The 25,295-nt window shown below is 55.0% G+C and carries 28 protein-coding genes and 1 tRNA gene; 19 read left to right on the top strand and 10 right to left on the bottom strand.

Going from position 1 to position 25,295, the window contains the following annotated elements; all coding sequences use genetic code 11:
- Positions 1 to 54: 54 nt before the first annotated feature.
- The 4 genes from ACP7A4_RS04010 (at position 55) to ACP7A4_RS04025 (ending at position 2,201) form a co-directional block, all read left to right on the top strand.
- Positions 55 to 522, top strand: coding sequence for a translation initiation factor 2 (locus tag ACP7A4_RS04010; protein ID WP_165599922.1), 468 nt, complete (start codon positions 55 to 57; stop codon positions 520 to 522).
- A gap of 153 nt (positions 523 to 675) precedes the next feature.
- The gene (locus tag ACP7A4_RS04015) at positions 676 to 930 is read left to right on the top strand and encodes a YkgJ family cysteine cluster protein (RefSeq protein ID WP_048362961.1); all 255 of its coding nucleotides are present in this window, start codon (positions 676 to 678) and stop codon (positions 928 to 930) included.
- A 47-nt stretch (positions 931 to 977) separates the two neighbouring features.
- Positions 978 to 1,586, top strand: coding sequence for an START domain-containing protein (locus ACP7A4_RS04020; protein WP_426245624.1), 609 nt, complete (start codon positions 978 to 980; stop codon positions 1,584 to 1,586).
- A 273-nt stretch (positions 1,587 to 1,859) separates the two neighbouring features.
- The gene (locus ACP7A4_RS04025) at positions 1,860 to 2,201 is read left to right on the top strand and encodes a ribonuclease E inhibitor RraB (protein WP_426245626.1); all 342 of its coding nucleotides are present in this window, start codon (positions 1,860 to 1,862) and stop codon (positions 2,199 to 2,201) included.
- Positions 2,202 to 2,389: 188 nt separating this feature from the next.
- Here the strand turns inward: ACP7A4_RS04025 and ACP7A4_RS04030 are convergent, their stop codons facing one another.
- Both ACP7A4_RS04030 and ACP7A4_RS04035 read right to left on the bottom strand, forming a co-directional pair.
- Positions 2,390 to 3,199, bottom strand: a complete 810-nt coding sequence (locus ACP7A4_RS04030; RefSeq protein WP_203302912.1) for a c-type cytochrome — start codon at positions 3,197 to 3,199, stop codon at positions 2,390 to 2,392.
- Positions 3,196 to 3,645, bottom strand: a complete 450-nt coding sequence (locus tag ACP7A4_RS04035; protein ID WP_426245628.1) for a rhodanese-like domain-containing protein — start codon at positions 3,643 to 3,645, stop codon at positions 3,196 to 3,198. Before ACP7A4_RS04035 ends, ACP7A4_RS04030 begins: the two co-directional genes overlap by 4 nt.
- Before the next feature lie 602 nt (positions 3,646 to 4,247).
- On the opposite strand from ACP7A4_RS04035, the gene ACP7A4_RS04040 reads away from it, so the two are divergent.
- On the top strand, positions 4,248 to 4,976 hold the full coding sequence (locus ACP7A4_RS04040; protein ID WP_059762760.1) for an amidotransferase: 729 nt from the start codon (positions 4,248 to 4,250) through the stop codon (positions 4,974 to 4,976).
- Between the two features lie 40 nt (positions 4,977 to 5,016).
- Here the strand turns inward: ACP7A4_RS04040 and ACP7A4_RS04045 are convergent, their stop codons facing one another.
- The 3 genes from ACP7A4_RS04045 to ACP7A4_RS04055 form a co-directional block, all read right to left on the bottom strand.
- Positions 5,017 to 5,988 carry a magnesium and cobalt transport protein CorA gene (locus tag ACP7A4_RS04045; RefSeq protein WP_059762759.1) on the bottom strand — a complete coding sequence of 324 codons (972 nt, stop codon included), beginning with the start codon at positions 5,986 to 5,988 and terminating at the stop codon, positions 5,017 to 5,019.
- A gap of 83 nt (positions 5,989 to 6,071) precedes the next feature.
- A complete protein-coding gene (locus tag ACP7A4_RS04050; RefSeq protein ID WP_059762758.1) occupies positions 6,072 to 6,854 on the bottom strand; it encodes a lysophospholipid acyltransferase family protein in 783 nt (260 codons plus the stop codon).
- Positions 6,855 to 7,075: 221 nt separating this feature from the next.
- Complete coding sequence (locus ACP7A4_RS04055; protein ID WP_426245631.1) at positions 7,076 to 7,765, bottom strand: crotonase/enoyl-CoA hydratase family protein; 690 nt, start codon at positions 7,763 to 7,765, stop codon at positions 7,076 to 7,078.
- Between the two features lie 307 nt (positions 7,766 to 8,072).
- Between ACP7A4_RS04055 and ACP7A4_RS04060 the strand changes: the two genes are divergently transcribed.
- Positions 8,073 to 8,162: transfer RNA gene (locus ACP7A4_RS04060), tRNA-Ser, on the top strand.
- Positions 8,163 to 8,455: 293 nt separating this feature from the next.
- Here the strand turns inward: ACP7A4_RS04060 and ACP7A4_RS04065 are convergent.
- From ACP7A4_RS04065 to ACP7A4_RS04075, 3 genes are all read right to left on the bottom strand, one after another.
- On the bottom strand, positions 8,456 to 8,689 hold the full coding sequence (locus tag ACP7A4_RS04065; RefSeq protein WP_426245633.1) for a DUF7683 domain-containing protein: 234 nt from the start codon (positions 8,687 to 8,689) through the stop codon (positions 8,456 to 8,458).
- A 71-nt stretch (positions 8,690 to 8,760) separates the two neighbouring features.
- Entirely contained in the window at positions 8,761 to 9,003 is a 243-nt protein-coding gene (locus ACP7A4_RS04070) for a pyocin S6 family toxin immunity protein (protein WP_059762756.1), read from the bottom strand.
- 16 nt (positions 9,004 to 9,019) lie between these two features.
- Complete coding sequence (locus ACP7A4_RS04075; protein WP_426245635.1) at positions 9,020 to 10,132, bottom strand: S-type pyocin domain-containing protein; 1,113 nt, start codon at positions 10,130 to 10,132, stop codon at positions 9,020 to 9,022.
- A gap of 276 nt (positions 10,133 to 10,408) precedes the next feature.
- On the opposite strand from ACP7A4_RS04075, the gene ACP7A4_RS04080 reads away from it, so the two are divergent.
- From ACP7A4_RS04080 to ACP7A4_RS04090, 3 genes are all read left to right on the top strand, one after another.
- The gene (locus ACP7A4_RS04080) at positions 10,409 to 10,636 is read left to right on the top strand and encodes a type II toxin-antitoxin system Phd/YefM family antitoxin (protein WP_059762754.1); all 228 of its coding nucleotides are present in this window, start codon (positions 10,409 to 10,411) and stop codon (positions 10,634 to 10,636) included.
- Entirely contained in the window at positions 10,633 to 11,007 is a 375-nt protein-coding gene (locus tag ACP7A4_RS04085; RefSeq protein WP_059762753.1) for a type II toxin-antitoxin system VapC family toxin, read from the top strand. The genes ACP7A4_RS04080 and ACP7A4_RS04085 overlap by 4 nt, the downstream gene beginning before the upstream one ends.
- A gap of 380 nt (positions 11,008 to 11,387) precedes the next feature.
- Entirely contained in the window at positions 11,388 to 11,816 is a 429-nt protein-coding gene (locus ACP7A4_RS04090; RefSeq protein WP_059762752.1) for a response regulator, read from the top strand.
- Between the two features lie 51 nt (positions 11,817 to 11,867).
- Here ACP7A4_RS04090 and ACP7A4_RS04095 read toward each other — a convergent pair whose 3' ends face one another.
- Together ACP7A4_RS04095 and ACP7A4_RS04100 are read right to left on the bottom strand one after the other, a co-directional pair.
- Positions 11,868 to 15,503, bottom strand: coding sequence for a transporter substrate-binding domain-containing protein (locus ACP7A4_RS04095; RefSeq protein ID WP_426245891.1), 3,636 nt, complete (start codon positions 15,501 to 15,503; stop codon positions 11,868 to 11,870).
- 67 nt (positions 15,504 to 15,570) lie between these two features.
- Positions 15,571 to 16,803, bottom strand: a complete 1,233-nt coding sequence (locus ACP7A4_RS04100) for an EAL domain-containing response regulator (RefSeq protein ID WP_059762751.1) — start codon at positions 16,801 to 16,803, stop codon at positions 15,571 to 15,573.
- A 196-nt stretch (positions 16,804 to 16,999) separates the two neighbouring features.
- On the opposite strand from ACP7A4_RS04100, the gene ACP7A4_RS04105 reads away from it, so the two are divergent.
- The 10 genes from ACP7A4_RS04105 (at position 17,000) to ACP7A4_RS04150 (ending at position 24,933) form a co-directional block, all read left to right on the top strand.
- Positions 17,000 to 17,626, top strand: a complete 627-nt coding sequence (locus ACP7A4_RS04105; protein WP_426245639.1) for a response regulator — start codon at positions 17,000 to 17,002, stop codon at positions 17,624 to 17,626.
- Positions 17,627 to 17,800: 174 nt separating this feature from the next.
- Positions 17,801 to 18,373 carry a fimbrial protein gene (locus ACP7A4_RS04110; RefSeq protein ID WP_059762749.1) on the top strand — a complete coding sequence of 191 codons (573 nt, stop codon included), beginning with the start codon at positions 17,801 to 17,803 and terminating at the stop codon, positions 18,371 to 18,373.
- A gap of 71 nt (positions 18,374 to 18,444) precedes the next feature.
- Complete coding sequence (locus tag ACP7A4_RS04115) at positions 18,445 to 18,999, top strand: fimbrial protein (protein ID WP_059762748.1); 555 nt, start codon at positions 18,445 to 18,447, stop codon at positions 18,997 to 18,999.
- A gap of 44 nt (positions 19,000 to 19,043) precedes the next feature.
- Positions 19,044 to 21,530 (top strand): outer membrane usher protein, encoded by a 2,487-nt coding sequence (locus ACP7A4_RS04120; RefSeq protein ID WP_426245641.1) that lies wholly within the window; start codon positions 19,044 to 19,046, stop codon positions 21,528 to 21,530.
- A gap of 22 nt (positions 21,531 to 21,552) precedes the next feature.
- Positions 21,553 to 22,308, top strand: coding sequence for a fimbria/pilus periplasmic chaperone (locus ACP7A4_RS04125; RefSeq protein WP_059762747.1), 756 nt, complete (start codon positions 21,553 to 21,555; stop codon positions 22,306 to 22,308).
- Positions 22,309 to 22,343: 35 nt separating this feature from the next.
- Complete coding sequence (locus ACP7A4_RS04130; RefSeq protein ID WP_082706773.1) at positions 22,344 to 22,922, top strand: fimbrial protein; 579 nt, start codon at positions 22,344 to 22,346, stop codon at positions 22,920 to 22,922.
- A gap of 10 nt (positions 22,923 to 22,932) precedes the next feature.
- Complete coding sequence (locus ACP7A4_RS04135) at positions 22,933 to 23,415, top strand: fimbrial protein (protein WP_165599921.1); 483 nt, start codon at positions 22,933 to 22,935, stop codon at positions 23,413 to 23,415.
- A complete protein-coding gene (locus tag ACP7A4_RS04140; protein WP_426245644.1) occupies positions 23,412 to 23,900 on the top strand; it encodes a fimbrial protein in 489 nt (162 codons plus the stop codon). Before ACP7A4_RS04135 ends, ACP7A4_RS04140 begins: the two co-directional genes overlap by 4 nt.
- Positions 23,897 to 24,391, top strand: a complete 495-nt coding sequence (locus tag ACP7A4_RS04145; protein ID WP_203302919.1) for a fimbrial protein — start codon at positions 23,897 to 23,899, stop codon at positions 24,389 to 24,391. The genes ACP7A4_RS04140 and ACP7A4_RS04145 overlap by 4 nt, the downstream gene beginning before the upstream one ends.
- A gap of 8 nt (positions 24,392 to 24,399) precedes the next feature.
- Positions 24,400 to 24,933 carry a fimbrial protein gene (locus ACP7A4_RS04150; protein WP_203302920.1) on the top strand — a complete coding sequence of 178 codons (534 nt, stop codon included), beginning with the start codon at positions 24,400 to 24,402 and terminating at the stop codon, positions 24,931 to 24,933.
- Positions 24,934 to 25,295: the final 362 nt, after the last annotated feature.

The raw sequence follows: 25,295 nt of genomic DNA on the forward strand, positions 1-25,295 counted from the left end.
CACGAGGTCTAAAGCGCCAGCATATGCACTTGAACCGTTAACGCTGTGGGAGTTATGAAAGCGACATTTAGCGTGGGGATACTGTTGGTGGGCGTGTTAACTGCCTTTGCGGCTGTCGATGTGGCAGCGGTGCAGTCACAGGCCCGGACAACCAACACCAAGACCGTCGAGTCGCCTGAAAAGCCAGCTGCCAGTGCTCAAAAGGCACCCGCAAAAAAGCGTGCACCTGTTGCGAGCAAATCAAAGTCGGCGCGTGAGATCGCAAAAAAACGCTTGCCCAGCGCCAAGCTTGACCTGAGCCTGCCTCCTGAAATGGTCAAGCAACTTCAGCCGATTGGCACTATGCCGATGCCCAAGCATAAACCCTTGTTGCCCAATCTGTTCGGTGAAAAACCCGCAGAAGACAGCCCGTTTCAATTAAACGGTCGTCTGTTGAGCAATGAGATGGAGCTGCAACTGCGCAACGAAGCCCGTGACCGCCAAATTGAAGGCGCGGCCCTGGATTTCGAGTTCAAGCAATAAGTGCCTCATGCGCCAAAGCAGGCTTCTAAACTGACTGTTCAGTCACTTGCCTCTATGCGCACTTTCTGCTGAACGGACAATTTCAAACGCCTGTTCCAGCGAGTACTATCCCTTGTCATCAACACACTTTGCCCCGAATGAGGAGCTAACGTCATGAATTGCCGCGAAGGCTGTGGCGCTTGCTGTATAGCCCCCTCCATCAGTACCCCGATCCCTGGCATGCCTAATGGCAAACCTGCCGGGGAACGCTGTCTGCACCTTTCTGTCGAAAATCTGTGTGGGTTGTTTGGGCGCCCTGAACGTCCCGCCGTGTGTGGTTCGTTCAAAGCAGACATCGAGGTGTGCGGCAGTAACCGGGAAGAAGCCATCAACCTCATCGGGTGGTGGGAACAGATGACCGCGGCATAGTGTGTTCATGTCCAGTGAACAAACCTTCAACAATAAGGAATAAGACAATGGGTTCGTTGCATCGAGTAGCAATTGCGTGTGGTCTGAGCGTGTTGATGGTGAGCGCTGCTCACGCTGAAGACTGGAAAGTGGCGAAGAATGAAGACGGCATCAAGGTGTCGTTGAGCGAGGTGCCTGGCTCAGCCTACAAGGCGTATCAGGGCGTGACCACAATCAAGGCGCCGATTGCCAAGGTGCGTGGCTTGCAGGAAGACGTGGCGGGTGCGTGCAAATGGATTCACGAGTGCAAATCCCAAAAGCTGCTTAAAACCGAAGGGGACAAGAGCTGGACTTACACCCAGTTCAATACGCCTTGGCCGGTAACACCGCGTGATTCGATTTTGCTGGTGACTACCTCGATCGGCAGTGATGGCGCTGTAATGCGTAAGCTTGAAGGGGTCTCGACGTACCTCCCTGAAGAAAAAGGCTTTGTGCGGGTAACTCAAGTAGAGGGCTTCTGGAAGTTGGTGCCAAAAGGTGCTGATGAAACTGAAGTGACCTATCAGGTTCACACCGAGCCGGGCGGCAGCGTGCCATCCTGGTTGGCCAACAAGTTTGTAATCGATGCACCGTTTAATACGCTGAAGGCGCTCAAAGAGCGCGCAGAGAAGCAGTAAGCCCTCTGTCAAGGCTGGTCTGGCCCTGGGTAGCGCATCTATTCAGGGTCAGGCGGTTATTTGCCCGGCGCTCGTAAGTTAATCCGAAATAAATCATTAATTTAATATTCCTCCACTTGGCAGATATTGCGCGTCAGGGCTAATCTGCACCCAGACCGGCGAAGTGTTCGACTGGCTCTAATCTTGTTCGCTACATGCTTGCAGCCCCGCAACGGCCTGACTGTTGCACCACGGGGAACGTTGAATGTCTATCCATTGCGAGGAGGACGTTTCATGAGCACAGCCCATCAAGAAGACCTCAGCAGCTATGTGCTGCGCCGCATGAAAGAAGGCGGTTTTGATTTTTCACGTATCCATCCTATTGAGTTTTACGCCATCTTCCCGGACGAAGAGCGGGCGCGCCGGGCAGCAGGAAAATTTTGTGGCGAATCCCTGAATGCGCAAATCAATGCGCGCGAAGATGGCGCCTGGAATCTGGAGCTGAGCAAAGTGATGTATGCCACCTATGGCGGCATTGGTGACTTTGAACAAGACTTCGAGGCGGTGGTAGTACCGCTGGGTGGGATCATAGAAGGCTGGGGCGTTAAGCAGGAGGTGCGTGCCCTGTTGAATTAATCGTCAATCCAACGAATCACGGTCGGCCCTTGGGCTGGCCGTTTTACGTTATGACAGCCAAAAAAAAGCCACCGCAAGGGGGTGGCTAAAGGGAAGTTCGACAATGGCGGCAAGTATCTGACGGTTCGTGCGCTCCGTGAAATTAGCTATTCCTATGTCGTTGATAGTTAAAACCTTGGGCGGATTATTCATGGCAACGTCACTTTGCGCGTGGCCATGTGCTGTAAGTAACTGACCAACTGATCCAGCTCGTTTTCGGACAACACGCGGGTAGAAAATCCGGGCATGCGCGCTTGTGGCCAATGACGCAGGCTTTGTGGGTCGCGCACGTAGCGCTTGAGAAAGTCAGCGCCAAAATACTCGGTAGGGTTGTACGGAATGTTCAGGTCAGGGCCAAACTGTGAATCCCCTGCACCGTTCAGGCGATGGCAGGCCAGGCAATTCTTTTGAAATAAGTTAAAGCCTTGAGTGATCGGTGAGTCGACCGGGAGTGCCGGGTCAGGGCGCATCACCGGGAAACGTTCGGCGACTGCTCGCTGACGGGTAATGCGAGCGACCTGAAAAGGCCATTGTTCAGGGCTGATGTGGCTGGCTTGAGGGTGGGTCCACACCAGGTAAAAAGGCCCGGCACTGGGTTTGCCTTTGCCCAGTGCGGGCCACGGATGCTCAGGGTCTTCAATGGCCAGCCAGGCCTTGGCGCCGTTTTGACTCAGTAGCGGAGCGGCGCTGAGTTCAGCCGCAAAGCCATCCAGCGCCACCGCTTGCAGGTGGTCTTCAGGTTTGATGCCTTCCAGCAAGCTGGCCATAGGTATTGCGCGATAGGTCATGGCGCGCTTGTAAGACACATCGTCATCTATGCGCACTTCCTGCGCGGCCGGATGTTTCAGCAGCTCGACGGTTTGCCAGGTGCGGCGGGTATCACCCAGCTCCAGGGTGAGTTGGGCGGCGTAAGCGGGCAGGCTGAGCAGGGCGGTAATAAAAATCGTCAGGCGTTTCAATTGATGGCTGTAATGTCGTCGTCAGCGGGATCGTCGCCGAATGGTGCGAACCAGGAAGAATAGTCAGAATAGAAAAGCGCGTCGCGCAGCTCTTCATAGTTGCCCCCGTTCACAATGCCGAAAAAACCATGTTTGATCAGCGTGTCTTCGGCCTCATTGGCGTCTTGATCGTTATCGCTATAAATCACCACGGTTGCGTTGGGGTCTAGAACAACCTGACGGAGTTGATAGGCAAGCCCTTCAGCACTGATGCCCGTGCCGTCTTCAAGTGTCAGATCGACCTGCAATGAGTTATGCACATTACCAGCGGCGAAATCACTGTTGTTGCGCAGATCGAGTATCAGCGCACCATCATTGACTTCATCCACGGCTCTATTTACCTCGATGATCCCTGCTTGGGTGACCCCGCAGCTAAGAAGCAGAGCAACTGCCAGCCAATGACGCATAAGGTTCCCTCCCTGCAAATGTGCTTGAAGATTGGCACACAAGTGCCAATCCCGAAAGCCGCGGGTCGTAAATATGAGTGGGGCCCCATGTCAGGGATGCTAGCCGATGACCTTGGTCAGGTTAGGCACAATCAGCAGCAGGGCGGTGGCAAAAAGGATGAGTCCTGCTTGGCGAAGTTTGGTGTGTTTGAACATGGCTATCTGCCTTTTTTGTTATTAAAAAGCAACGATCCTTAGCCGCATGTGTGCTAGTTGGTCAGCAACGCAGCGGTTCACAGGTTTACCTTAGAGCCCGCGTATCGAAGGGCTTAGAACCCTTTCACATCATCTGAGTGCTCAATCTTTCTAAAACGCTATTACGCAGTGAAGGCGCTGCCTGACAGGCCGTTGCTAGACGCAACGGGCATTCAAAGGGTTGGAGTACTTAGCGACCTACCGTTCGTCAGCGCGTGGGTTGTGCAGCGTTTTCATTCAGTTCTGTGTTCACAAAGCGTAAGGCTTACATGAAACCCGGTGTTCAGTGCTTGCCTTGAATTACGCTTTCAAGGCAGGCTCTAGCCCATTGCTGTGATCATTTCGTCTTCATCGTGCCAGGTACTTTTATGTCGCTACACATTTGCATTCTGGAAACCGACGTTCTGCGCCCTGAGTTTGTTGATCAATACCAGGGCTATGGGCAGATGTTCAAACAACTGTTCACCCAGCAGCCTATCGCCGCGCAATTCAGCGTCTTTAACGTGATGAACGGTCAATACCCGTCTGATGACCAGACCTACGATGCTTATCTGGTAACGGGGAGCAAGGCGGACTCGTTTGGCACAGACCCGTGGATTGAAACCCTCAAAAGCTACCTGCTCACACGGTATGAGCGTGGCGACAAGTTGATTGGTGTGTGTTTTGGTCACCAGTTGCTGGCGCTGTTACTGGGCGGCAAAAGTGAGCGCGCGACCCAGGGCTGGGGGGTTGGTACTCACCAATACAAATTGGCCGCCAAGGCGCCGTGGATGAGCCCGGCAGTCGAAGACCTGACGCTGCTGATCAGTCATCAGGATCAGGTGACGGCCCTGCCTGAAAACGCCACGGTTATTGCTTCAAGCGACTTTTGTCCGTTTGCGGCCTATCACATCAATGATCAAGTGCTGTGCTTTCAGGGGCATCCGGAGTTCATTCACGATTACTCGCGTGCATTGTTAGACCTGCGCCAGGAACATTTGGGTGCGCAAATCTACGGCACAGGCATCGCCAGTCTTGAAAAGGCCCATCACGGTCAAACGGTGGCAGAGTGGATGATGCGTTTCGTTGCGCACAAGCCTGAAACGCAAACCGTTTAAGCGTCAAGAATTTGCGGGCAGGCGCAGACTGCCCGCATGCTTACAGCCAGCCAGAGCGCTTGAAACTGGCCCACAACCCTGTGACGCCAATGCCGATAAAGCCCAGAACGCCGAAGTAGCCGTAATGCCAACTCAGCTCCGGCATGTTTTGGAAGTTCATCCCGTAGATCCCTGCAACAGCCGTAGGAAAGGCCAGAATGGCCGCCCAGGCGGCGAACTTGCGCTGCACAGTACTTTGGCGCGACGACTCCAGCAGCACCACCACTTCAATGGTCTGACTCGCGATGTCGCGCAGTGTCGAGAGGTCTTCCATCTGGCGCGTGACATGAATCTGCACATCTCGAAAGTAGGGGCGCATGTTCTTGTCGATAAAGGGAAAGGCCAGGCGTTGCAGTTCTTCGCTGATCTCAACCATTGGGGCTACATAGCGGCGCAAGCGCAGTACATCGCGGCGCAAGCTGTGCAAGTGCACGATGTCGGCTTCTTTGAGCGAGTTGCCCATGATGCTTTTTTCCAGCGCATCGATTTCGGCGTGAATGGCTTCGCTCACCGGTTGATAGCTTTCGGTGACGAAGTCGAGCAAGGCATACAAGACAAAGTCTTCGCCATGATCGAGTAGCAAGGGCCGGGCTTCGCAACGCTGGCGCACGGCTTTGTAAGAGGCTGAGTGCCCATTGCGGCTGGTAATGATGTAGCCATTGCCGGCAAAAATATGGGTTTCGACAAACTCCAGCGTGCCCTCGTGACGAATCGGCGAATAGATCACGATAAACAGCGCGTCGCCAAAGGTCTCCAGTTTGGGCCGGCTGTGTTGCTCAAGGGCATCTTCAATGGCCAGTTCATGCAGGTTGAACTGACGTTGCAGGTTGCTGATCTCTTGCGCGTCGGGCTGTTCCAGACCAATCCAGACGAAGTGGCCGGGCTTTTTCGCCCAGTCGCTGCCTTCGTCCAGTGTGATGTTGGTGATTTTTTTGCCGGCGCAATAGACCGCCGCAGCAACAACTCTCCCCATAGTTCTAATCGCTTCTTCTTCAAAGGGTTAGGGCACGAAGATGCAGCTTAGCGTGCAATGCCATCCTTTGAGTCAACAAACCTTCAGACGTTCGGGTTGGAAGCGGCGCCCTTGCTGTCGGTCAAGGTTGGCGTGGCGTGCTTTTGCCCGGCCAGCACTTCACGGTCCATTGCCTCAATGCAGGCGCGCATCTGCTCGCGGCATTGCTCCATCAACGCAGGCATGTCGTCCAGCGTTAAGCCCGCTGTCGGGATGGCAGGCAAGGAGCGAATAAGGATGTCGGCACTGTGCCAGCGATTGAGCTTCAGGTGCTGGCTATAAGTGCTGGCGCAGACCGGCACGATAGGCACGCCCGCAGTAATGGCCATTTGGAATGCGCCTTTTTTAAACGCCAGTAATTCTTTGCCTAAATTGCGTGTGCCCTCGGGGAATACCCAGATCGAGGTGTCCTTTTGTTGCAAGGTACGGGTCGTGGTCAGCATTGACTTGCGGGCTTTATCAGCATTGCCGCGATCGATCAGCACGTTGCCGGCCAGCCAGAACAATTGACCGAATAGCGGGACCCACTTCAGGCTTTTTTTGCCGATGCACACCGTGCGACGCGGCACGACGTTGCCGAATACGAATAAATCGTAATTGGACTGATGGTTGGCAATGATTACGCAGCTTTGCGGTTTATCCATCAATGGGCCGACTTCAGTCTTCAGTTTATAGCCCAGGATCCATCTGGACGGCAGCGCATAGAGGCGCGCGCAAAGACGACTGTTATCAGGGTTGAAAGGTCGGCACAGGCCCAGCAGCACTCCCAGTACTCCGGCGGTCATAAAATGCAGACTCATCAACAGCATACGAAACGAAAGTAGCATTTACAGGCTCGTCAACACAAAAGGTGGCGCAGTGTACGGACGTGCACTGTATTCGGCAATTACTCCGATACACACAGGAGATGACTGATGTTTAAGCGCATGTTTCAGCGGGGCGATAAGGGGCGCGACAGAGCGGCTTTGCTGGAATCAACAGGCCAGGCAGGGGAGGTGAGCGACAGAGCTTGCGACCCGACTGCACAGGCAGTCGGGTCGCAAGAGGTTCAACCCATATGGTCGTGATCAAGGGTGATGGCAGCTTCCAGAGTATCCAGCAATGCCTTGCGCACTTTGAGCTTGGTGTTCTTGTGCGCTTTCATATTGATCTTCTTCAATTGGCGTGCAGCCTCAAGCGCTGCGCCGTGCAGCTCTTGCGGCTGAACCACTTTGTCGAGGAAGCCTGCGTCCACTGCGCTTTGCGGGTTAAACATCTCGCCGTTGATCACCGAACGATGGAAGGCCGACTTGCGCAGGCGATCGCGGGCCAGCTCAATACCGGCGTGGTGCATGGTCATGCCGATCTGCACTTCGTTGAGGCCGATGCTGAAGGGGCCATCGACACCGATCCTGTAATCGACCGACAACAGCAAAAAGGCACCCTTGGCGACCGCATGCCCGGAGCAAGCCACGATCACCGGGAAAGGATGTGCCAACAGGCGACGTGCCAGCGTCGAGCCTTGAGTCACCAGATCAACCGCCTGCTGAGGGCCAGCCGTCATCACCTTCAAGTCATAACCGCCGGAGAGAATGCCCGGTTGCCCGGTAATAATCACCACGGCGCGATCTTGTTCCGCTTGATCCAGCGCGGCATTAAAGGCGGTGATTACATCCGGCGAAATCGCATTCACCTTGCCATTGCACAAAGTCAGCGTGGCGATACCGTCTTCCAGGTGGTAGGCAATCAAGTCACTCATGGCGTCAATCCTTGTATTGAAGTGGAGCAGACGTTACCCAGCCCCACGGCACAGGTAAAGCGCTGTGACTGACTGGTGAGTCAGCTGATCGCGGCGCATCTTCTATATAGACGCTGGCGCAGCGGCGTATGGCGCCAACCAAGGCGTGGTGCAGGGGCCGACAATTGGCCGATTTGCCCCCCTGCTAGAGGCCAGTCATCAGCAAATCGCGTAAGCACATGAAAATTCTGAAAAAAAGATTTGTCATATCGAAAGGTTTCGACTACATTAGCGCGCCTCGACAGACAGAACATGTTTGAAGAGATACGGTGAAGTGTCCGAGTGGCTTAAGGAGCACGCCTGGAAAGTGTGTATACAAGAAATTGTATCGAGAGTTCGAATCTCTCCTTCACCGCCACATTAAGTAAACACAAACCCCTGATTTTCCTAGAGAAAGTCGGGGGTTTGTGGTTTTTGGCGTCTGGAAAATGCCCCCCATGGGACTGGCGCGCTATTTTGGTGCGAGAGGCGGGGGGTTTACCAACAATTGGCAGAGGCAGCTAAAATGCGCTCAATCTGGCAAAAGGCTGATGCATTGCCGCGTTGCAAAGTGGACGCTATCCACTCTCTTCGGTGCGCCTCTGCGTCTGGGATGGGGCGTAGTGCTGAAAAATCGACCCGTCTCTTAGCCTAATTACCAAAGGCAGTATTTCAGCTCACGTTACAAGTGAGTTGGAATATGTGTTTTTCGTCGTTGAAACGTTTACCCGCCAATACCTCAATGTTCGATAGTTGGGTTTCGTTCAGGTCGTAGCCCTCGTCGCCTCGCTGTGGAGATGACCCGTTCATGATTTCGGCTAACTGGGCTTCGCAATCGTCAGGGAGGACTACTTCAAAATCTGGAAATTCGTTCTCTTTATCAAATGCTTCAACGATGAATTTCATGGCTTTCAGCTGAGCCTGCGAAAGATGACGGTGGGAGGTGGCGAATAGACGTTCGTACCCGCCTCTGATATTTAGCTGCAAAGCCCCATGCAGTACATCAGGTCACTGTTGATCGGGTCGCCCAGTATCGTCATAACCGCTATGGATTGATCTTGAGTTAGATCATTTTCACCCATCGGTACATCTCCTAGGCTATTCCAGCCCATTGCAGCGAGAATTGCTGGCTGTAACTCTTGCGATACGACTTTCTCATACTGTATTGAATTATCCGGGTTTGGCTCTGGGTAAAAGCCACTGATTACAATGAAGGCCATTGGTAACACTCCTGATTTATTTTGTTGTGGTTTGTCTTTCGGACTTGGCTTTTCCAGTTTGTTCACCAGTAGTGGCGTCGTACTCGCCTAAGTGGTTTCCTTGCTTGTCGTACACCTCTACTGCCCCATGCTGATAGTCCCATTCGTAAATACGTTTTTTGCTTTCCCAGCGCTTGCGATTTCCTTTTTTACGGATACGGATAGCATCTGGGAACGCAGGAAGTGTAAGCGGGGGAGTGTGGTATTTGATATCCCCACCACCAAACGGTTTTGCATACACCACATACAACGACTTGAGGCCAGTTTCTTCCGGAAAGACCAGAATGCAGTCCTCGGTTGTAATGTCATCGCCAGGAAGGCCGTCAAGCTGGCTGTCCGTGTTTTCCGGGATCGGATGTACGAGGATGGTGCCCAGTTGCTTGCCGTTTTCGTCGGGGTAACTCAGTGGTGGCATGCCTGAAGAGCTGTGTGGTGGCGTCCAAAGGATGGTGATCCCATTTAGCTCAGCCTCCATCGCAGTTTTGGTTGCGTTCCACCTCACTTGCACGATGCGTACTGAGTCATCACCTGACGCGCCGGTGTGAATGCCGTAAATCTGCATGACCCCTTCGGCATCACGTCGGAACTGAAAGCGCACCCGTGTGCTGGCCTTGTTCAAGCTGCGCAGTTGTTCGTCGGTATGGAGTGTGCCATCACCCATTTTGGCGGGGAGCATCCCCATTATAAAAACGCTGACCGGGCCTCCCGCGCCACGTATTGCCCACGTCATACGCTGTTGCATGATGCCGCCACCCGCTACGCGTGCGAGTCCGGCATCTGCACCGATGGCCATTGCCACTGCATTTGACGCAGAGGGCAAAAGCATGGAGGCAACCACCATGATGTTGCCGAAGTTGGAGGCGGGTTCGATGACCTTCCCTGCATCCGTGCTGCACCAATTTTCAGAGACGCAGGACTTGGCGAAGACCTGGTCGGTGCGTTTCTTGGGGGATGGCCATTCATCTTTTGGGACGTACACCGGTTCTGGCACAGAGGGTTTTGCCCACGCTGCCCATGAGGCTCCACCGTTTGGGCGCTTCTGATGCCATGTCGAGTCTAAAAAAGGGTCGTCCTTATCGTCCTTCCTCATGTGAAGTCCCTGTATGAGTCCATAGAAACCAAGGACATTGCCGCCCAATATCGGCTTGGGTCAATTTGACTTGGTAACTGTGAGTTTCAGCGCTCCGGTGTGTTTGGGGGGGGCGACGTGTCTCAACTGCGGCGTGCGCTGTCATCTCCCAACTTCTCAATGACTAGGCTTGTCGCTATGAGCACTGCCCGCAAGCGCAGGCAGCCAACCATTCTTTGCTTAGTCCACCCGATGGACTAGGCTGGCTGCATTGACCAACCATCGAGAGATAGTGACATGCAGACCCACAACATCCATGCAGCGAAAACACACTTCTCGCAGCTTGTTGATGCGGCAGCGGGCGGGGAGACCATCATCATCGCCAAGGCAGGCGTGCCAGTGGCCAAGCTGGTTCCTATTACAGCCCCCAAGCGCCGCGGGATGCTCGCTGGAGTGACATTCAACGCCGAGGCCTCGGACGCTCTGGATGTTGAAATAGCGGATCTGTTTGAGGGCAAGGCATGAGGTTATTGCTCGACACTCATATCCTGATCTGGGCAGCTATCGGCGACGACAAACTGTCTAAGGCGGCGGCCCAGCTTATCGACGATGAGGCCAACACCCTGTATTTCAGCGCCGCTAGCATCTGGGAGCTGACCATCAAGGGCGCCGAGCGCACCGGTGTTATTCCAGCTGTGCTACGCAAAGTGCTGTTAGATGCGGGCTATCTTGAGTTGCCGATCACTTCTGATTACGGGCTGACTGTGGGCAATCTGCCCAATCATCACCGCGATCCGTTTGACCGCATCATGGTGGCCCAAGCGCTTGCAGAAGGTATCAGCCTGGTGACACACGACAGCGCCATGCACGCGTACCCTCACACGATCATCGTTTGATCTGTGCGCTATCTACTTGCAAAGCCGCCCATCGAGGCGGCTTTTTTCGGTCTGTCATAAATAGACCTGTAAACGCACCTTGTGAGCATTTGCGGTGTCGTCAGGAGAAGGTGCTGATCGGCGCCATGCCATTCCCCGTTCTTGAGATCCTCACTCTCCTGATGGTAAAGATTGCCCTCGCTCGTGCTACACGGGATCGAAATGGAGAGCTAGGCGCCTATGTCAATCCGTAGAAGGGTGGCTGTGCGCAATGGTGTAGCGACTTGTGGGATTTTTCCTACGTATTCGTAGGAGTCTTCCTCGTTCCTGCTTATTCAAGGACGAGCAACAATACCCCACACCTTCAGTCTCTCCAGATTTCGCCCCTACGAGCGGTAACAATGTCTACTCCCTCACTGCGCATATTGATCGTTGAAGACGAGCATCTTCAACGTTTGTCCATCGAGAAGATGTTCAATAAATTTGGATACCACCGCATTGCACCTGTCGGCTCTTTTGACGAACTGCTGGCCATGCTTGATCGCGCGGACGAGCCTTTTGATCTGGTGGTTATCAATACGGCATTGGTGCCTGAGACTGATAGACACTTTGAGACGTTCTGTATCCAGTGTCCGTACGTTCGTAACGCGCTGGTCTATGAGGGGCGTCCCAGGTTTGTCGCCGCGAACGATGAGAGGGAAGGGGGGGTATTCAAAAGGCTCCCAGGGGTACCTGACACGAGGATAATCGAAAACCTTATGTCCTCAATCGATCCCTGCCCGAAAGAGGCGGCTGCGTGTAGTGCCTTGAGTGGCAGAAGCAATACTTGATCCCTCAGAGGCCTCTGGCGGTTGCGAAACTGCAAAGAGTGCGTCGGTTTATTAATTGGGATTCCTGAGCCCCAGCAACGCCTCTTCCAGCATCCCGATCGCTGTTTCGACCTGAGCGACCAACGCCCTGAGCTGATTCAGTGATACTTGCGGGTCAATACACGCGATCTCAAGCTTGCGGCAGCACTGAACCAGGTGCTCGCCCTTTACCACTCGTGCTGCGCCCTTGATGCGATGGGCCAGTTCTACAAGCTTCTCAACCTCACCTTCTTGCAGTAATACCGTCATAAGTTGACAGTCCTTACGGTTGCTCTTGATCAACTCATCGAGAATTTTGCGCAGCTTTATCGGCTCGCTGCTGATCAAACCCTCCAGCGGGCCAAGATCAACCATTTGTACTGAGTCAGGCACCAACGCCAGTTGGGCCATTGCAGGCTGTTGTACCTCCTCCAAGTGTTGGTGGGCGAGCAAATGCGCGTCCAGTTCATCAACGCTGATCGGCTTGATCAGGCACTCGTTCATGCCCGCGAGAATGCACAGTTCAAGCTCTTGCGGCTGGGCATCGGCGGTCAGGCCGATGATCACAGTGGGCTCCTGTGCGTTGTCCTGTTCCTCGCGCCGAATGGCCCGGGTGAGTTCTGCGCCGTTCATGACCGGCATATGGCAGTCGGTAATCACCACATCAAACGCCTGCGTGCTCCAGCTCTCGAAAGCCTGCTGGCCATTTTCCGCTTCGCTGACATCGTGGCCCAAGTAGTTCAACTGCTCGGATAGCACCTTGCGATTGACCTGGTGATCATCAACCACCAGCACCTGCAGGCGATAACGCTGCCTGACTTGCGCTGGCGCCAGCAGCGGCAGCAGCGGCACGCTAATGGCCTCAAGTACCTGCACGCGCAACTCGATATTGACCTGCGTCCCCCGGCCCAACGCACTGTTCATGCTCAATTGGCCGCCCATCATTTCGCACAGCGAGCGGCAGATCACCAGGCCCAGACCAGTGCCTTCGGTGTGCTGCACATTGCGCTGCACCTGGGCAAAGGGGCGGAACAGGCGCTGCTGATCGACCGAACTGATGCCCACACCGGTGTCTTGCACGCTGAGGCTCACGTTGAGCAGAATGTTGTCGAGCAAGGCGCCCACGATACTGACCTTGACCGTGCCTTCCTCGGTAAATTTGATCGCATTGCTGACCAGATTGGAGAGGATCTGCTTGAAGCGCAGGGCATCGACCAGCACATCGCAATTGATGCTCGAATCGATCTCCAGCAACAGGCGCAGGCGTTTTTGCCGGGCCAGCCCTTCAAACACCCGGGCCACCGATTCCACCAACTCGCGCAGGTTGGCGCGGTTGGGCGACAGGCTCAGACGCCCGGATTCAATACGGGCGATATCGAGAATATCGCCGATCAACTCCAGCAGGCTTTTAGCCGAGGTGTGGGCAATTTCAATGCTGGCGCGATCAATGGGCTCATCAGTGGCGCGTTTGAGCGCCAACTCCAGAATGCCGATAACGGCGTTCATGGGCGTACGGATTTCATGGCTCATGGTTGCCAGGAAACTGCTCTTGGCCTTGCTGGCGCTGTCGGCCTGGCTCTTGGCCTCCTGCAGTTGCTGCACCAGTTGGCGGTGTTCGCTGATATCCAGCCAGCCGCAGATAAGACCCTTGGTGATGCCCTGGCAGTCGTGGAACGGTTGTACCCAATGGCTGACCGACACGATCTTGCCTTGCAGCTCAATAAGATGCAGCGACTCGATGGTCTGACCGTTGCTCAGTGCTTGCTGATAGTTTTGATCAAGCTCAGGTGGGTTCTTGATGTGCTCGCCGGGTAACTCATGCACAGCCTTGTTCAGCACCTGATCCTTGTTCAAACCGATGCTTTTAAGGAAGCTGCGGTTGCACGACAGGATGACCCCGTTTACATCACACACATACAGCGGTGGTGGCATGCAGTCGGTCAGGGCTTCGACAAATTGCAGTTGGTCATTGAGCATGCGCTCGGCCTTGAGCCGGGCCTTGATCTGGCGGCGCAGGTAGATCACCCACACCAATACCAGCAACAGTAACAGCGCAGCGCCGACGACGATTTGACGGATCAGCCGTTCGTAATCCACCCAGGTTTGCCCGCTCATGCCCGGTGGCGCTCGCCAGCGGTTGGCAATGGCGCTGAGTTCATCCGGTGCAATGTTCTGCAAGACCTTGTCGATAATGGATTGCAGTTCCGCATCACTGCGGCGCAAGGCGAAGCTGGCCGTGCCCGGGCCCAGGTCCAGCATATTGTTGATGACCAGTTTGTCGCGAAATAACCGTTCGCTGTAATAGCGCGCCGCAGGCAATGCTATGACCGCGGCATCGGCCTTGTCTTCATAGAGCAGGTTCATCGAGTCCAGCGTGTCACCGGCCTCGATCAGCGTGGCTTTGGGATAGTTTCTGCGCAGTTGTTGTATGGCCACATGCCCGCTGGGAATGGCCACACGCTTGTCGACCAGGCTGTCCAGCTTGCCTTGTTGCGCTATGGTGCTAAGCAGCACAAAAGGACCGTTGATCACCGGCCGGGTAAAGCGCAGATGTTCCTCACGTTCGGGGCTGGCCGTCATCAGTGCCAGATCGGCATCGCCCTTGAGCAAGGTTTCGATGATTTGCGGGTAACCGCCGCCGCGCGAAATCACCTGAAAATGCAGCCCGGTGCTCAGGGTGATCACTTCCAGAAGATCGGCCACTTCACCGGAAAAAATCCCGTTGGAGTCAAAATAGGCACCCGGGGCCAGGTCATCGTTGATCACCAGTCGAGCTACCGGATTACGCTTTATCCAGCGCACCTGTTGCGGCGTAAGGTCGATCGGCTCTTCGCCGGGAATAAAACTGTTGCCGATCCAGCGCTTGGCCAGATGGGTAAGTCGATCGTCGCCAATGGTCTCAAGGGCGATATTGATCAGCCGCTGTAACTGATTGTTGTCTGCGCGCAAGGCATAGCTGTAACCGCCAATAGCCAGATCGCTGAAGCGCTCAAAGCGCACATAGCCGTAGAACGCATGATTGATCTGGTAATAGGCGCTGTACAGGTCGTCGACATACACATCCGCCTGGCCGAAAGCTGCGGCGGCAATGGCTTTGTCATGGTCGGCATAGACCTTCAAATCCGCCCGTGGATAGCGCCTTAGCAAGTCGTTCATATGCTCGTCGGTAGCCGCTACGCGCAAACCAGCCAGATCGCTGGGCGAATTACGTGGTTCGGCGCTGCGCTTGAACACAGCCAAGCGGTCCCGGGCATAAGGCTTGCTGAAGATCAACTGCGTGCCCGGCTCCTGGCTACCGTGGCTGCTGAGCACATCGATGCTGCCCTCCTGCAGCGCCTGGGCGGCGTCCTTGGCGTTGGCAAATGGCACGATCTTGACCTTAAGCACCAGCAATTGGGCAACAAGGGCTGTTACATCGGCACTGATGCCCTCGTACTGGTTGCTCTGAGCATTGATCGAGAAGGGTGGGGACTCGTCAGGCGATACGCCGACCCTGAGTTCGCCCTTGTGGCGCAGCCATTGCCAGTCTTTCTGGGTAATACCCAGGTCCTGACGGTCGATGCGCAATTGACTGGAGAGCGTTTGGGGGGCCGAAGTTAGTGCGCCAGCCTCCACGGGAGAGCTGATCAGTAGCGAGCATAAGGCCAGCCAGAACAAAGGTAAGTACATCGAAAAGAGACCGTGGAAGTCTGATGGGACGCAACGCAATACGGCATGGTCATCGTGGCTGGCGAGATTATAGTTCAAAGCCATCGCCTTTATTGCTCGGTGATGGTCCCGTGCTGGCGAGCAGCCTGATCCTGCAGTAATCGATAAAGTGGCTTTGCGGCATGGGCCGGGCAAATAGATAGCCCTGGGCAATGGTACAGCCCAGTTCGATCAGGCGGGTTTGTTGTGCGGCGGTTTCTACGCCCTCGATCACCAGCGAAATATCCAGCGCCCGGGCCAGAGCCACCGAGCAACTGATAATCGCGGCACACCTGGGGTTGCTTTGCATCTTGTGGGCAAACGCCCGGTCCAGCTTTATCTCGCTGAAGGGCAGCTCGCTAAGGCGATCCAGCGATGAGTAACCCGCGCCAAAATCATCCATGGCCAGGCCACAACCGAGCATGCGCAGGCGCACCAGATTCTCAAGGCTACTGGCCGGGGCGCTGAGCAGGCCTGTTTCGGTGATCTCGAAGATCACACAGGCTGCTGGCACCTGCGCGCGCTTGAGCATCATCGGAATGCGCTCGGTCAGGCCGCTGCATGCCAACTGCGCCGGATGCAGATTGAACGCCAAATGGATTGCCTGGCCCTGCGCTGCCAGTTGCTGGTGCAGGGCCAAACCCTGCTCGAACAGATGCCAGAACATTCTGTCGATCAGATTGTGCTGCTCCATCACCGGCAAGAAGTGTGCAGGAGCCAATACTCCCCACTGCGGATGCACCCAGCGCGCGAGCACTTCTGCGCCCACCAGATCCTGACCCGCAAGAGTGACTTTGGGTTGGTAATAGGCCTCGAACGCGCCGTTATCCAGGCCTTGCAGCACATCGTTCAGGGTGGGCAGCTCCGCCGGCAATAACGGCCTGGGCTGGGTGTTACAGTGCGCCTTATAACGTTTGGCCAGTTGGTTGAAACCCTCGATATTGAACGGCTTGCCCAAATCACCGAGAAAGGTGAGGCCAAGGCAGTGGATCATCAACACCGTAGCCTGACGCAGAATCGGGTCAAGCCCGCTGCACAGCACCACTGCACGCACCTTGCCGCTGCTGGTGGCATGACGCAGAAAGGCCAGGCCATCCATGCCGGCCATTTTCAGGTCACACAGCACAATATCCACATGGCTGCAGCCCGCCAGGGCTGTGATCGCCTCATCGCCGTCAGCCGCTTGCAACACCGTGCCCGGCAGCAGTTTTTCCAGCGCGGTCACAGTGACCAGCCGCTGGAAGGGTTCATCCTCCAGCACCAAAACCGTCAAGTCTTGCATCGCGCACATCTACTCAGAAAGGAGGGGAATCAGTGTGCTAGCGTACTGAAAGTGTCCAAATGGGAATTTTCCGATCTTTTCTAGGAAATTTCCGAAGCTAAACTTCACGAAGGCCTATAGCCAGATCCTGCCTGGCTAAGCGTGTTAGCCTTTACCGCTGTTCAGTGGCAAGCGCGTTCAAGAGGTTAAAGGCACCATGCATAGCGTTCTTATAGTTGATGATCACCCGGTGATTCTGCTCGCGGTCACGGTTCTGCTGGAAAAACATGGCATGCGCGTGGTGGGTGAAGCAGACAACGGGCTTGATGCTGTACAACTGGTGAGCGAACTGACGCCGCAGGTGGTAGTGCTTGATATCGGAATTCCCAAGCTCGATGGTTTTAGTGTGATTACCCGTATCAAGGCCCTGAATGTACGCAGTGAAATACTGATCCTGACTTCCCAGCCTGCCGACTCGGTGTGCAGGCGCTGCATCCAGCTCGGTGCCCGCGGTTTTATCAACAAGGAAGAAGGCCTGGACAAACTGATTACTGCCATCAAGGCCGTAGACGCAGGCTATACCTTCTTTCCCTCGCTGACCTCTGACAGCGTCAGCTCGTCAGATCAACTGACCGAGCTTAAGCAGATCCAGTCGCTGACCGACCGCGAATTGACGGTCTTGCAGCACTTGGCCCAGGGTTATTCAAACAAGCAGATCAGTGAAAAACTGTTTTTGAGCAACAAGACCATCAGCACCTATAAAACCCGCCTGCTGCAAAAGCTGAGCGTCAATTCGCTGGTGGACCTGGCCGAGCTTGCCAAGCGCAATGCGCTGACTGCCTGACCGCTAGCAGGAAAAAGCATGTGGGAAATTTCCTAGCATGCTATCGGCAACGTCCTACTCACTTTTACACTATCGCCCCCTAAAGTTGCCCCAGCTCAACGGTACTTCGATACCCGAGCTTGAGAAGGTTCCGGTGAACTTCCTCAAGGGAAACAACAACTTTAGGAGCGTGAAATGAAAGTTAAAACTTTGGCTGGCGCCATTATGGCAGTTACTCTGGTGGCAACTTCGGCTGGTGCAATGGCTGAAAATCAGGGTAATGGCGTCATTACGTTTAAAGGCTCCATTATTAATGCGCCATGCTCTATCGCTCAAGACTCGCAGTTTCAGACTGTTGAAATGGCGCAGGTTGCCAACGTTGCGCTGAGGGATGGTGGTCAGTCTCGCCCTACGCCTTTCCGAATCGAACTGCTCGGCTGTGAATTGGGTGTCTTGAAGTCTGCGACTGCTACCTTCACCGGTTCGCCGGCAGCCAACACTGACCTGCTGGCACTCAGAGGCACGGCTCGCGGTGCCAGCCTGGCTATCGCCGATCAAAACGGTACCCTGATCCCGCTGGGCAGTGAGTCGCCTGCACAGACGCTGTCTAACGGCGATACCTTCCTCGCGTTCAGCGCTTACCTGCAGGGTGACAGAGCACCAGGCACGCCGGGTGTAGGTGATGAGCCAGGCACACCTGGAGCGGCTGCTGAAATTACGCCGGGTGACTTCGAGACGTTCGCCAACTTTACCCTCGCTTATCAATAACTCGCTCCGTCATTGAGATGCCCCTGAGTACGTACTTAGTGCGTGCTTGGGGGAAGTTTTCGGAGGTGTTGATGATTCGCTCTGGCGTCCTGCTGCTGTTGTCACTGCTCCTGGTTCTGTACCTGTTTGGTGTGCAGGCCTGTGCCGCTGACCTACTGGCTAACAAGCAACAAGAAGGGCGTGTGCAATTAGTCGGCAGTATTGTGGATACGGGCTGTGCCATGCGCATGGGTAATGAAGGCCAAACGGTCACCTTTCAACCGGCCTCGCTGGATGGCCTGGTACGCGGTGAAGCCTCGTTTCAGCGGCCTTTGAATATTTACCTGAGTGATTGCGGCATCACCTACACAGGTTCCAATGCCCTATCGTCGCGGGCCTTGAAATTGACATTTGAAGGTGAGGTTGACGGTAATAATTTTAGCCTCCAGGGTGCAGTCAAAGGCATTGCATTGCGGATAAAGGATGCTCGTGGAAAGTTGATTGCGCCCGGCATGTTACTTGATGACAGCTCCGGTGTTGCTGACACCATGGTGCTTAATTACGTCCTGGAACTTGTCGGTACTGGAAGTGCACTTCAGGCGGGTAACTATCACGCCACTATCAAATTGAGTATTCAGCACTTCTGAGTGATTGAAGTGGTGAGGCTTTATAGATCAAGGATTGTATTCGCGTGGATCACCGTAAGGTATTGACTGCCACAGCGTTGTGTTGTTTGGCGACGTGGGCCAGTGCAGCCCAAGAGTTCGAGTTCAATACCGATGTATTGGACCTTAACGATCGCCAGAACCTTGATCTTGGGGTGTTTGCTTCGGCGAACTTCATCATGCCGGGGGAGTACACACTGATGGTTCATCTTAATCGCGATACGCTCACTGAATTCCCCGTTGTTTTTATTACCCCGGATGATAACCCGAAGAACAGTCTCCCCTGCCTCTCCCCAGCACTTGTAAATGAACTGGGTTTGAAAGAGCAAACAATTAAAAACCTGACCTGGTGGCGCGACGGTGCGTGTCTGGAGCTCAGCAGTATTCCCGGCATGCAGGCTCGTGGCGATCTGAGTACTTCAGGGTTGTACCTGAGCATCCCCCAGGACCAGCTGGAATACACCGCGCCGAATTGGGACCCGCCTTCTCGCTGGGACGATGGCATTACCGGTGCGCTGTTTGACTACAACTTCAACGCTCAGACCACCGACCGTAAAGGCAGTCGCAACGACAATCTGAATGGCAACGGTACTGTGGGTTTCAATCAGGGTGCCTGGCGCTTTCGCGGCGACTGGCAATCACAAATGCAGCGCAGCGCTGGCCAGGCCTCACAGCAACAATTCGCCTGGAGCCGCTTTTACGCATTGCGTGCCATACCGTCTTTACGTTCGAGCCTGATTGTCGGCGAAGGCTACCTGGACTCCGACCTGTTCGGCAGCTTCCGCTACACAGGCGCCAACCTGAGCAGTAACGACAATATGTTGCCGCCCAATCTTCGAGGCTATGCCCCCGAGGTCACGGGCGTGGCCCGCACCAACGCTCGCGTGGTGATCAGCCAGCAGGGCAGGGTGCTTTACAACACTCAGGTGCCGCCGGGCCCCTTTCGTATCCAGGACCTTAACGATGCGGTCAGTGGTCAGTTGGATGTGCGCGTCGAAGAACAGGACGGCAGTGTTCAGGATTTCACAATGGACACCGCCAGCATTCCGTATCTGACGCGTCCGGGGTCTGTGCGCTACAAGCTGACAGGCGGTAAGCCTTCCGACTGGGAGCATCAGATGGACGGCCCGATCTTCACCACTGGCGAGTTTTCCTGGGGTGTAAGTAATGGCTGGTCGTTGTATGGCGGCGCACTCGGCGCCAAGGATTACGGTTCGCTGGCGGTGGGTGCCGGCCGTGACTTGCTGGCTTTTGGCGCGTTGTCGGTGGATGTCACCCAATCCCGTGCCGCTGTACCGGCCAGCAACAGTGCCCTGATGGGCAAGTCCTACCGGATCAGCTACTCCAAGCGCTTCGATGAGTACGACAGCCAGGTGACCTTCGCCGGCTATCGCTTCTCCGAAGAAAACTACATGAGCATGAACGAGTTTATTGAAGCCAGGCATGGTGATCGGCCGCTTAACCGCAGCAAGAACATGTACACCACCACCCTGAGCAAACAGTTTCGTGATGCCGGCCTCAGCCTGTATTTCAACTATAACCACCAGACCTACTGGGACAGCCGGGCCAGTGATCGCTTCAGCCTGTCGATGTCGCGCTACTTCGATGTGGGTCGTTTGAAAAATCTTAGCCTGTCGCTGACGGCCTATCAGAACAAATCCAATGGTGCCTCCGATGATGGTGCGTATCTGTCGGTCAGTATTCCCTGGGGTGGTACGGGCTCAATCAGCCTCAACACTTCGGTTAATAACGGAGATAGCACCCATACCTTGAGTTACTACGACAGCCTCGACGAGCGTAACCAGTACATGCTCAGCGCCGGTAAGACTTCAAGCGGCGAAACCGCCAGTGGCTTTTTCTCCCATCAAGGGGATCAGGCCCAAGTGGTTGTCAGTGGCAGTTACCAGGAGGGCGAATACACCACGGCCAGCCTGTCCGTAGAAGGCGGCGCCACCATCACCGGTCGAGGCGCGGCCCTGCACCGCAGTAGTGTAATGGGCGGCACCCGATTGCTGGTCGATACCCAGGGTGTGGCCGATGTACCGGTGCGTGGCAACGGCGCCGTGACCCATACCAACCGGTTCGGCAAGGCCGTGATCACGGACGTCAACAGCTACTACCGCAATCAGGCCAGTATCGATCTGGACACCTTGCCCGACGATGTTGAAGCAACCCAGTCCGTGATCCAGGGCACGTTGACCGAAGGCGCCATTGGCTATCGCAGCTTTGACGTGATCGCCGGAGCAAAGGGGATGGTCACCATTCTGATGGCCGATCGTGACGCCCCGCCCTTTGGTGCAACCGCCAAAAATAGCCGCGGCCAGGACACCGGCATTGTCGGTGAAGAAGGTTCGACCTATCTGAGCGGCATGCAACCTGGCGAAACCATGACGCTGAACTGGGGGGGCAACGACCACTGCCGCTTCACCCTGCCGGACAAGGTTGCTTCACTCAAATCACAACTGGAGCTGCTGTGTCAGCCCCTTGGCGACACAAGCAACGGCGCCACTTAATTTATGGCTACAGGAACCACCCATGATCTTCTGCAAACGCTACACCTTTGTACTACTCGCCATGCTTGGTGCAAGTACCGTACAAACCAGTCAGGCCGCTGTATCACTGGACCGCACCCGGGTGATTTTTATCGGCGGTGAAAAATCCGTCAGCCTGAGCATCAGCAACCAGAATGCGCAGTTGCCTTACCTGGCCCAGGGCTGGATCGAAAACGAACAGGGCGAGAAAGTCACCGGCCCCATGGTGGTGCTCCCCCCTGTACAGCGCCTGGAACCCGGTGCCAGCAGCCAGGTGAAGATCCAGGGCCTGCCAGAGTTGAACCTGCTCGCCCAGGATCGCGAGTCGATTTTTTACTTCAACCTGCGCGAAATTCCGCCGCGCAGCGACAAGGCCAACACCTTGCAAATCGCCTTGCAAACCCGGGTAAAGCTGTTCTACCGGCCCTTGGCGATTGCGCAAAAGAAGGGCTTGAGTGAAGCGCCCTGGCAGGAACAACTGACCCTGAGCCGTCAGGGCGAGCGCTATCAGGTTAACAACCCGACGCCTTATTTCATCACTCTGATTGAAGCCGCCCCGGATCTCAAGACAGCCAGCCCGGCGGACTTCAAGCCCATTATGGTCCCGCCCAAGTCCCAGCAGGATCTGGGCTTGAGCACCAAGGTGCTGGGCGACAAGCCAGTGCTGACCTACGTCAATGACTACGGCGGCCGTCCGCAATTGCAGTTCAGCTGTGTGGCGGGGACTTGCACCGCCAGCCCTGTTACCGACAAGAAATGACCTTGAGCCATGACCTCTTCAAGTGAGCTGAAACCATGATCCCTCGACTCCGCAACTGCCTGGTGGCCTTGCTCTGCTGCTCAAGTGTTTCAACCTTGTCCCAGGCCGCAGGTACAAACGTGCAGACGGCCGAGTTCCAGGTGATCGGCAGCTTGCTTGAAAGCGCGTGTTATCTGGACACCAGTTCCAGCCATCAGACCCTGGACCTGGGCAACCTGAGTACAGCTCGCCTGGCTCAAATGGGCGATCAGGGCAGGCCTGTAACGCTACAACTGAAACTGCAGGGCTGTGTACGCAGCGAGGGCGGGCGCCGGGATGACCGGCTGGGCACCCTGCTGTGGAGTGCCAGCGAGCCAGTGGCCACGCTGACCTTCAGCGCCGTGTCCGATCCAGATACCCCGGAACTGATCAAGGTAGAGGGTGCCAGTGGTGTTGGCCTGCGCGTGCAGGACGTTCAGGGGCGCAACCTGCATCTGGGGCAAACCGCGCCTGTGTGGTTTGTCACGCCGGGTGACAGCCAGTTGACTTACTACATCCGGCCTGAGCGCACCGCTGCACCGCTGCGTCCGGGCGCTTTTCGTGCCAGCCTGAATGTGAATCTGAGCTATGACTGAGCACTGCAAAATGTCGGCCCTGCGAGTGGCGCTTATGGTGCTGGCACTGGGTTGTGGGTCATTCGCGAATGCTGCCTCCAGTATGACTGTGACGATCAGCGGCACTGTTCTGGCGCCCACCTGTGTGATCAACGGCGGAAGATTTATTAATGCCTATTTTGGAGATGTTCAGACCGCCGATATCGATGGCAGTTACAAGACGATCCCCATCCCTTACACCCTGAATTGCTCCAGTGTCGAGAGCAGCGTCATTCGTATGCAAGTGAGAGGAACCCAGTCGTTTACTCCTGCACTGTTGGCTATTACGGGTATTCCCGAAGTTGGCATCCAGTTCATAAAAGACGGCACCAACCTTGCGATCAATACGTGGTCAAATTTCAATCGCACCAGTACACCTCGGTTGCAAGTTGTGTTGGTCAAGAGGGCTGGGAGTACCCAGATACGAACCGGGGCATTTTTTTCCAGCGCGACATTGATGGTTGAATATCTATGAACGTCCTGTCCCGAGTGCTGGCTGTTCTGTTGGCGTCTGCACTGCCTTTGGCATGCCTTGCTGTCGATATGCGTATGGATTTCGGCGGTAATATGATGGCGGCCCCTCCGTGTGTGATCAACGACGGTAAATTGATTGCCGCCACATTTGGCGATGTGCAAGTCGACGATATTGATGGCAGTTACAAGACCATCACCCTCCCTTACACCCTTGATTGCTCACTGGCGGTGAGCAATCAGGTTCGCATACAGGTGCAGGGGGCCGGCACCTGGTTTTTACCGGCTTTATTGGCAGTGCCAGGCAATGACGAACTGGGTATTGCGTTTAAAAAAGATGGCTCTGCGCTTGCGCTCAATACCTGGGCAAATTTCGATGCCAGCAAGAAACCGTTGCTGCAAGCAGTGTTGGCCAAAAGGACTCAAAGCAGCGACATCGTAAATGGCACGTTTTCGGCCACCGCCACGGTGATGGTGGAGTATCAATGAACGCCTTAAATCGAGTGTTAACAGTTCTGTCGCTGGCTGCCTTGCCTTTGGCTGGCATGGCCGAAACCCTGCAGTTAAGCGGCACTCTACTGGCACGGCCCCTCTGTACGGTCAGTGACAAGGGCGGGCGTCTGGATGTGCGCTTTGGCAATCTCGCCATCAATCGCATCGATGGTGAGCAATACCGCAAGGCGATCCCTTATCAAATCAACTGTCCGGGTGCGAGTACCCGTACTTCCTGGCGCATGCGCCTGACCCTCAAGGGCAATCCTGCTGTTTTTGAACCTAAAGCGTTGCAGTCCTCTGTGCCGGACCTTGGCATCAAGGTATTGCTTGGCGGGGCCGAGCTTATTCCCGGCGAGCCTCAATTTATGCAGATCACCCCCACCGCCTTGCCGTTGCTGGAGGCAGTACCCGTCAAGCTTAAGGACAGTGAGTTGCCGAGTATCGACTTCACCGCTTCGGCACTGTTACTGGCCGAGTTTTATTAGGAGGATTTATGGGCAAGTGGATCGTGAACCTGACCCTCTGGATTGCCCTAGGCCTGTGGTGGTCAGCAGCGGTGGCAGAGGAAGACAACCTGTACTTTTCCGGCTCGCTGGTCAATGAGCCTTGTATGCTCGCGGCGGAAGATGCCCAGGTTGAGCTGGATTTTTTAAGCGTTGTGGACAAGGACCTTTATCTCAATGGCCGCACCCGCGGGCGGCCCATGACTTTGCACCTGCAGAATTGTCAGTTGGGCACAGGCAACAGCAGGGTCAGTATCATGTTCAGCGGGCCTGAAAGTATCGACCCACCTGGGCTGCTGGTATTGCAAAGCGGCGATGTGCACGGTGTCTTGTTGGGGTTGGAAACTGTCGACGGCAAGCCCTTGGTACTAAATGAAACCCACAATATGGGGGCGTTTATCAAAGGCAGTAACTTGATAAATTTCAATGCTTATCTGCAAGGGGAGTCGCAGGCGTTGGTAGATAGGAACATAGGGTTGGGGGCGTTTTATGCGGCGTTAAGTTTTACGCTAAGCTATGACTAGTTGATGGGGCGTTTGATTTTTAAAAACGATCAGGTTGTGTTTATTTTAAGTCTTGCTGTCTCGTGATGGTTAAGATCCCCGTCTCGCATTAATTGCCAGGTTATTTATATGCGGCTGATTTTAGTGTTTGTGGTGCTGTTATTTGGTTTTGTATCGAGGGCACATGCTACCGCTACCTTCGTTGTGACGTCGATTGTGTCTGAGGGTGGGTTTACAAGAATATCCTATACGTTAAGCGGATGGTCTCTTGAAGACTCAGGATTAAGTGCCTGTGGTGGAACTAATCGGATTTGCCTAGTACGTCCAGAGATTAGGTTGGTGGGTTCGCAAAATAGTGGTGATCAATGGTCCGTTACTACGGC

This window comes from Pseudomonas sp. TWR3-1-1, from assembly GCF_049896545.1.
GTDB classification, from domain to species: domain Bacteria; phylum Pseudomonadota; class Gammaproteobacteria; order Pseudomonadales; family Pseudomonadaceae; genus Aquipseudomonas; species Aquipseudomonas weihenstephanensis.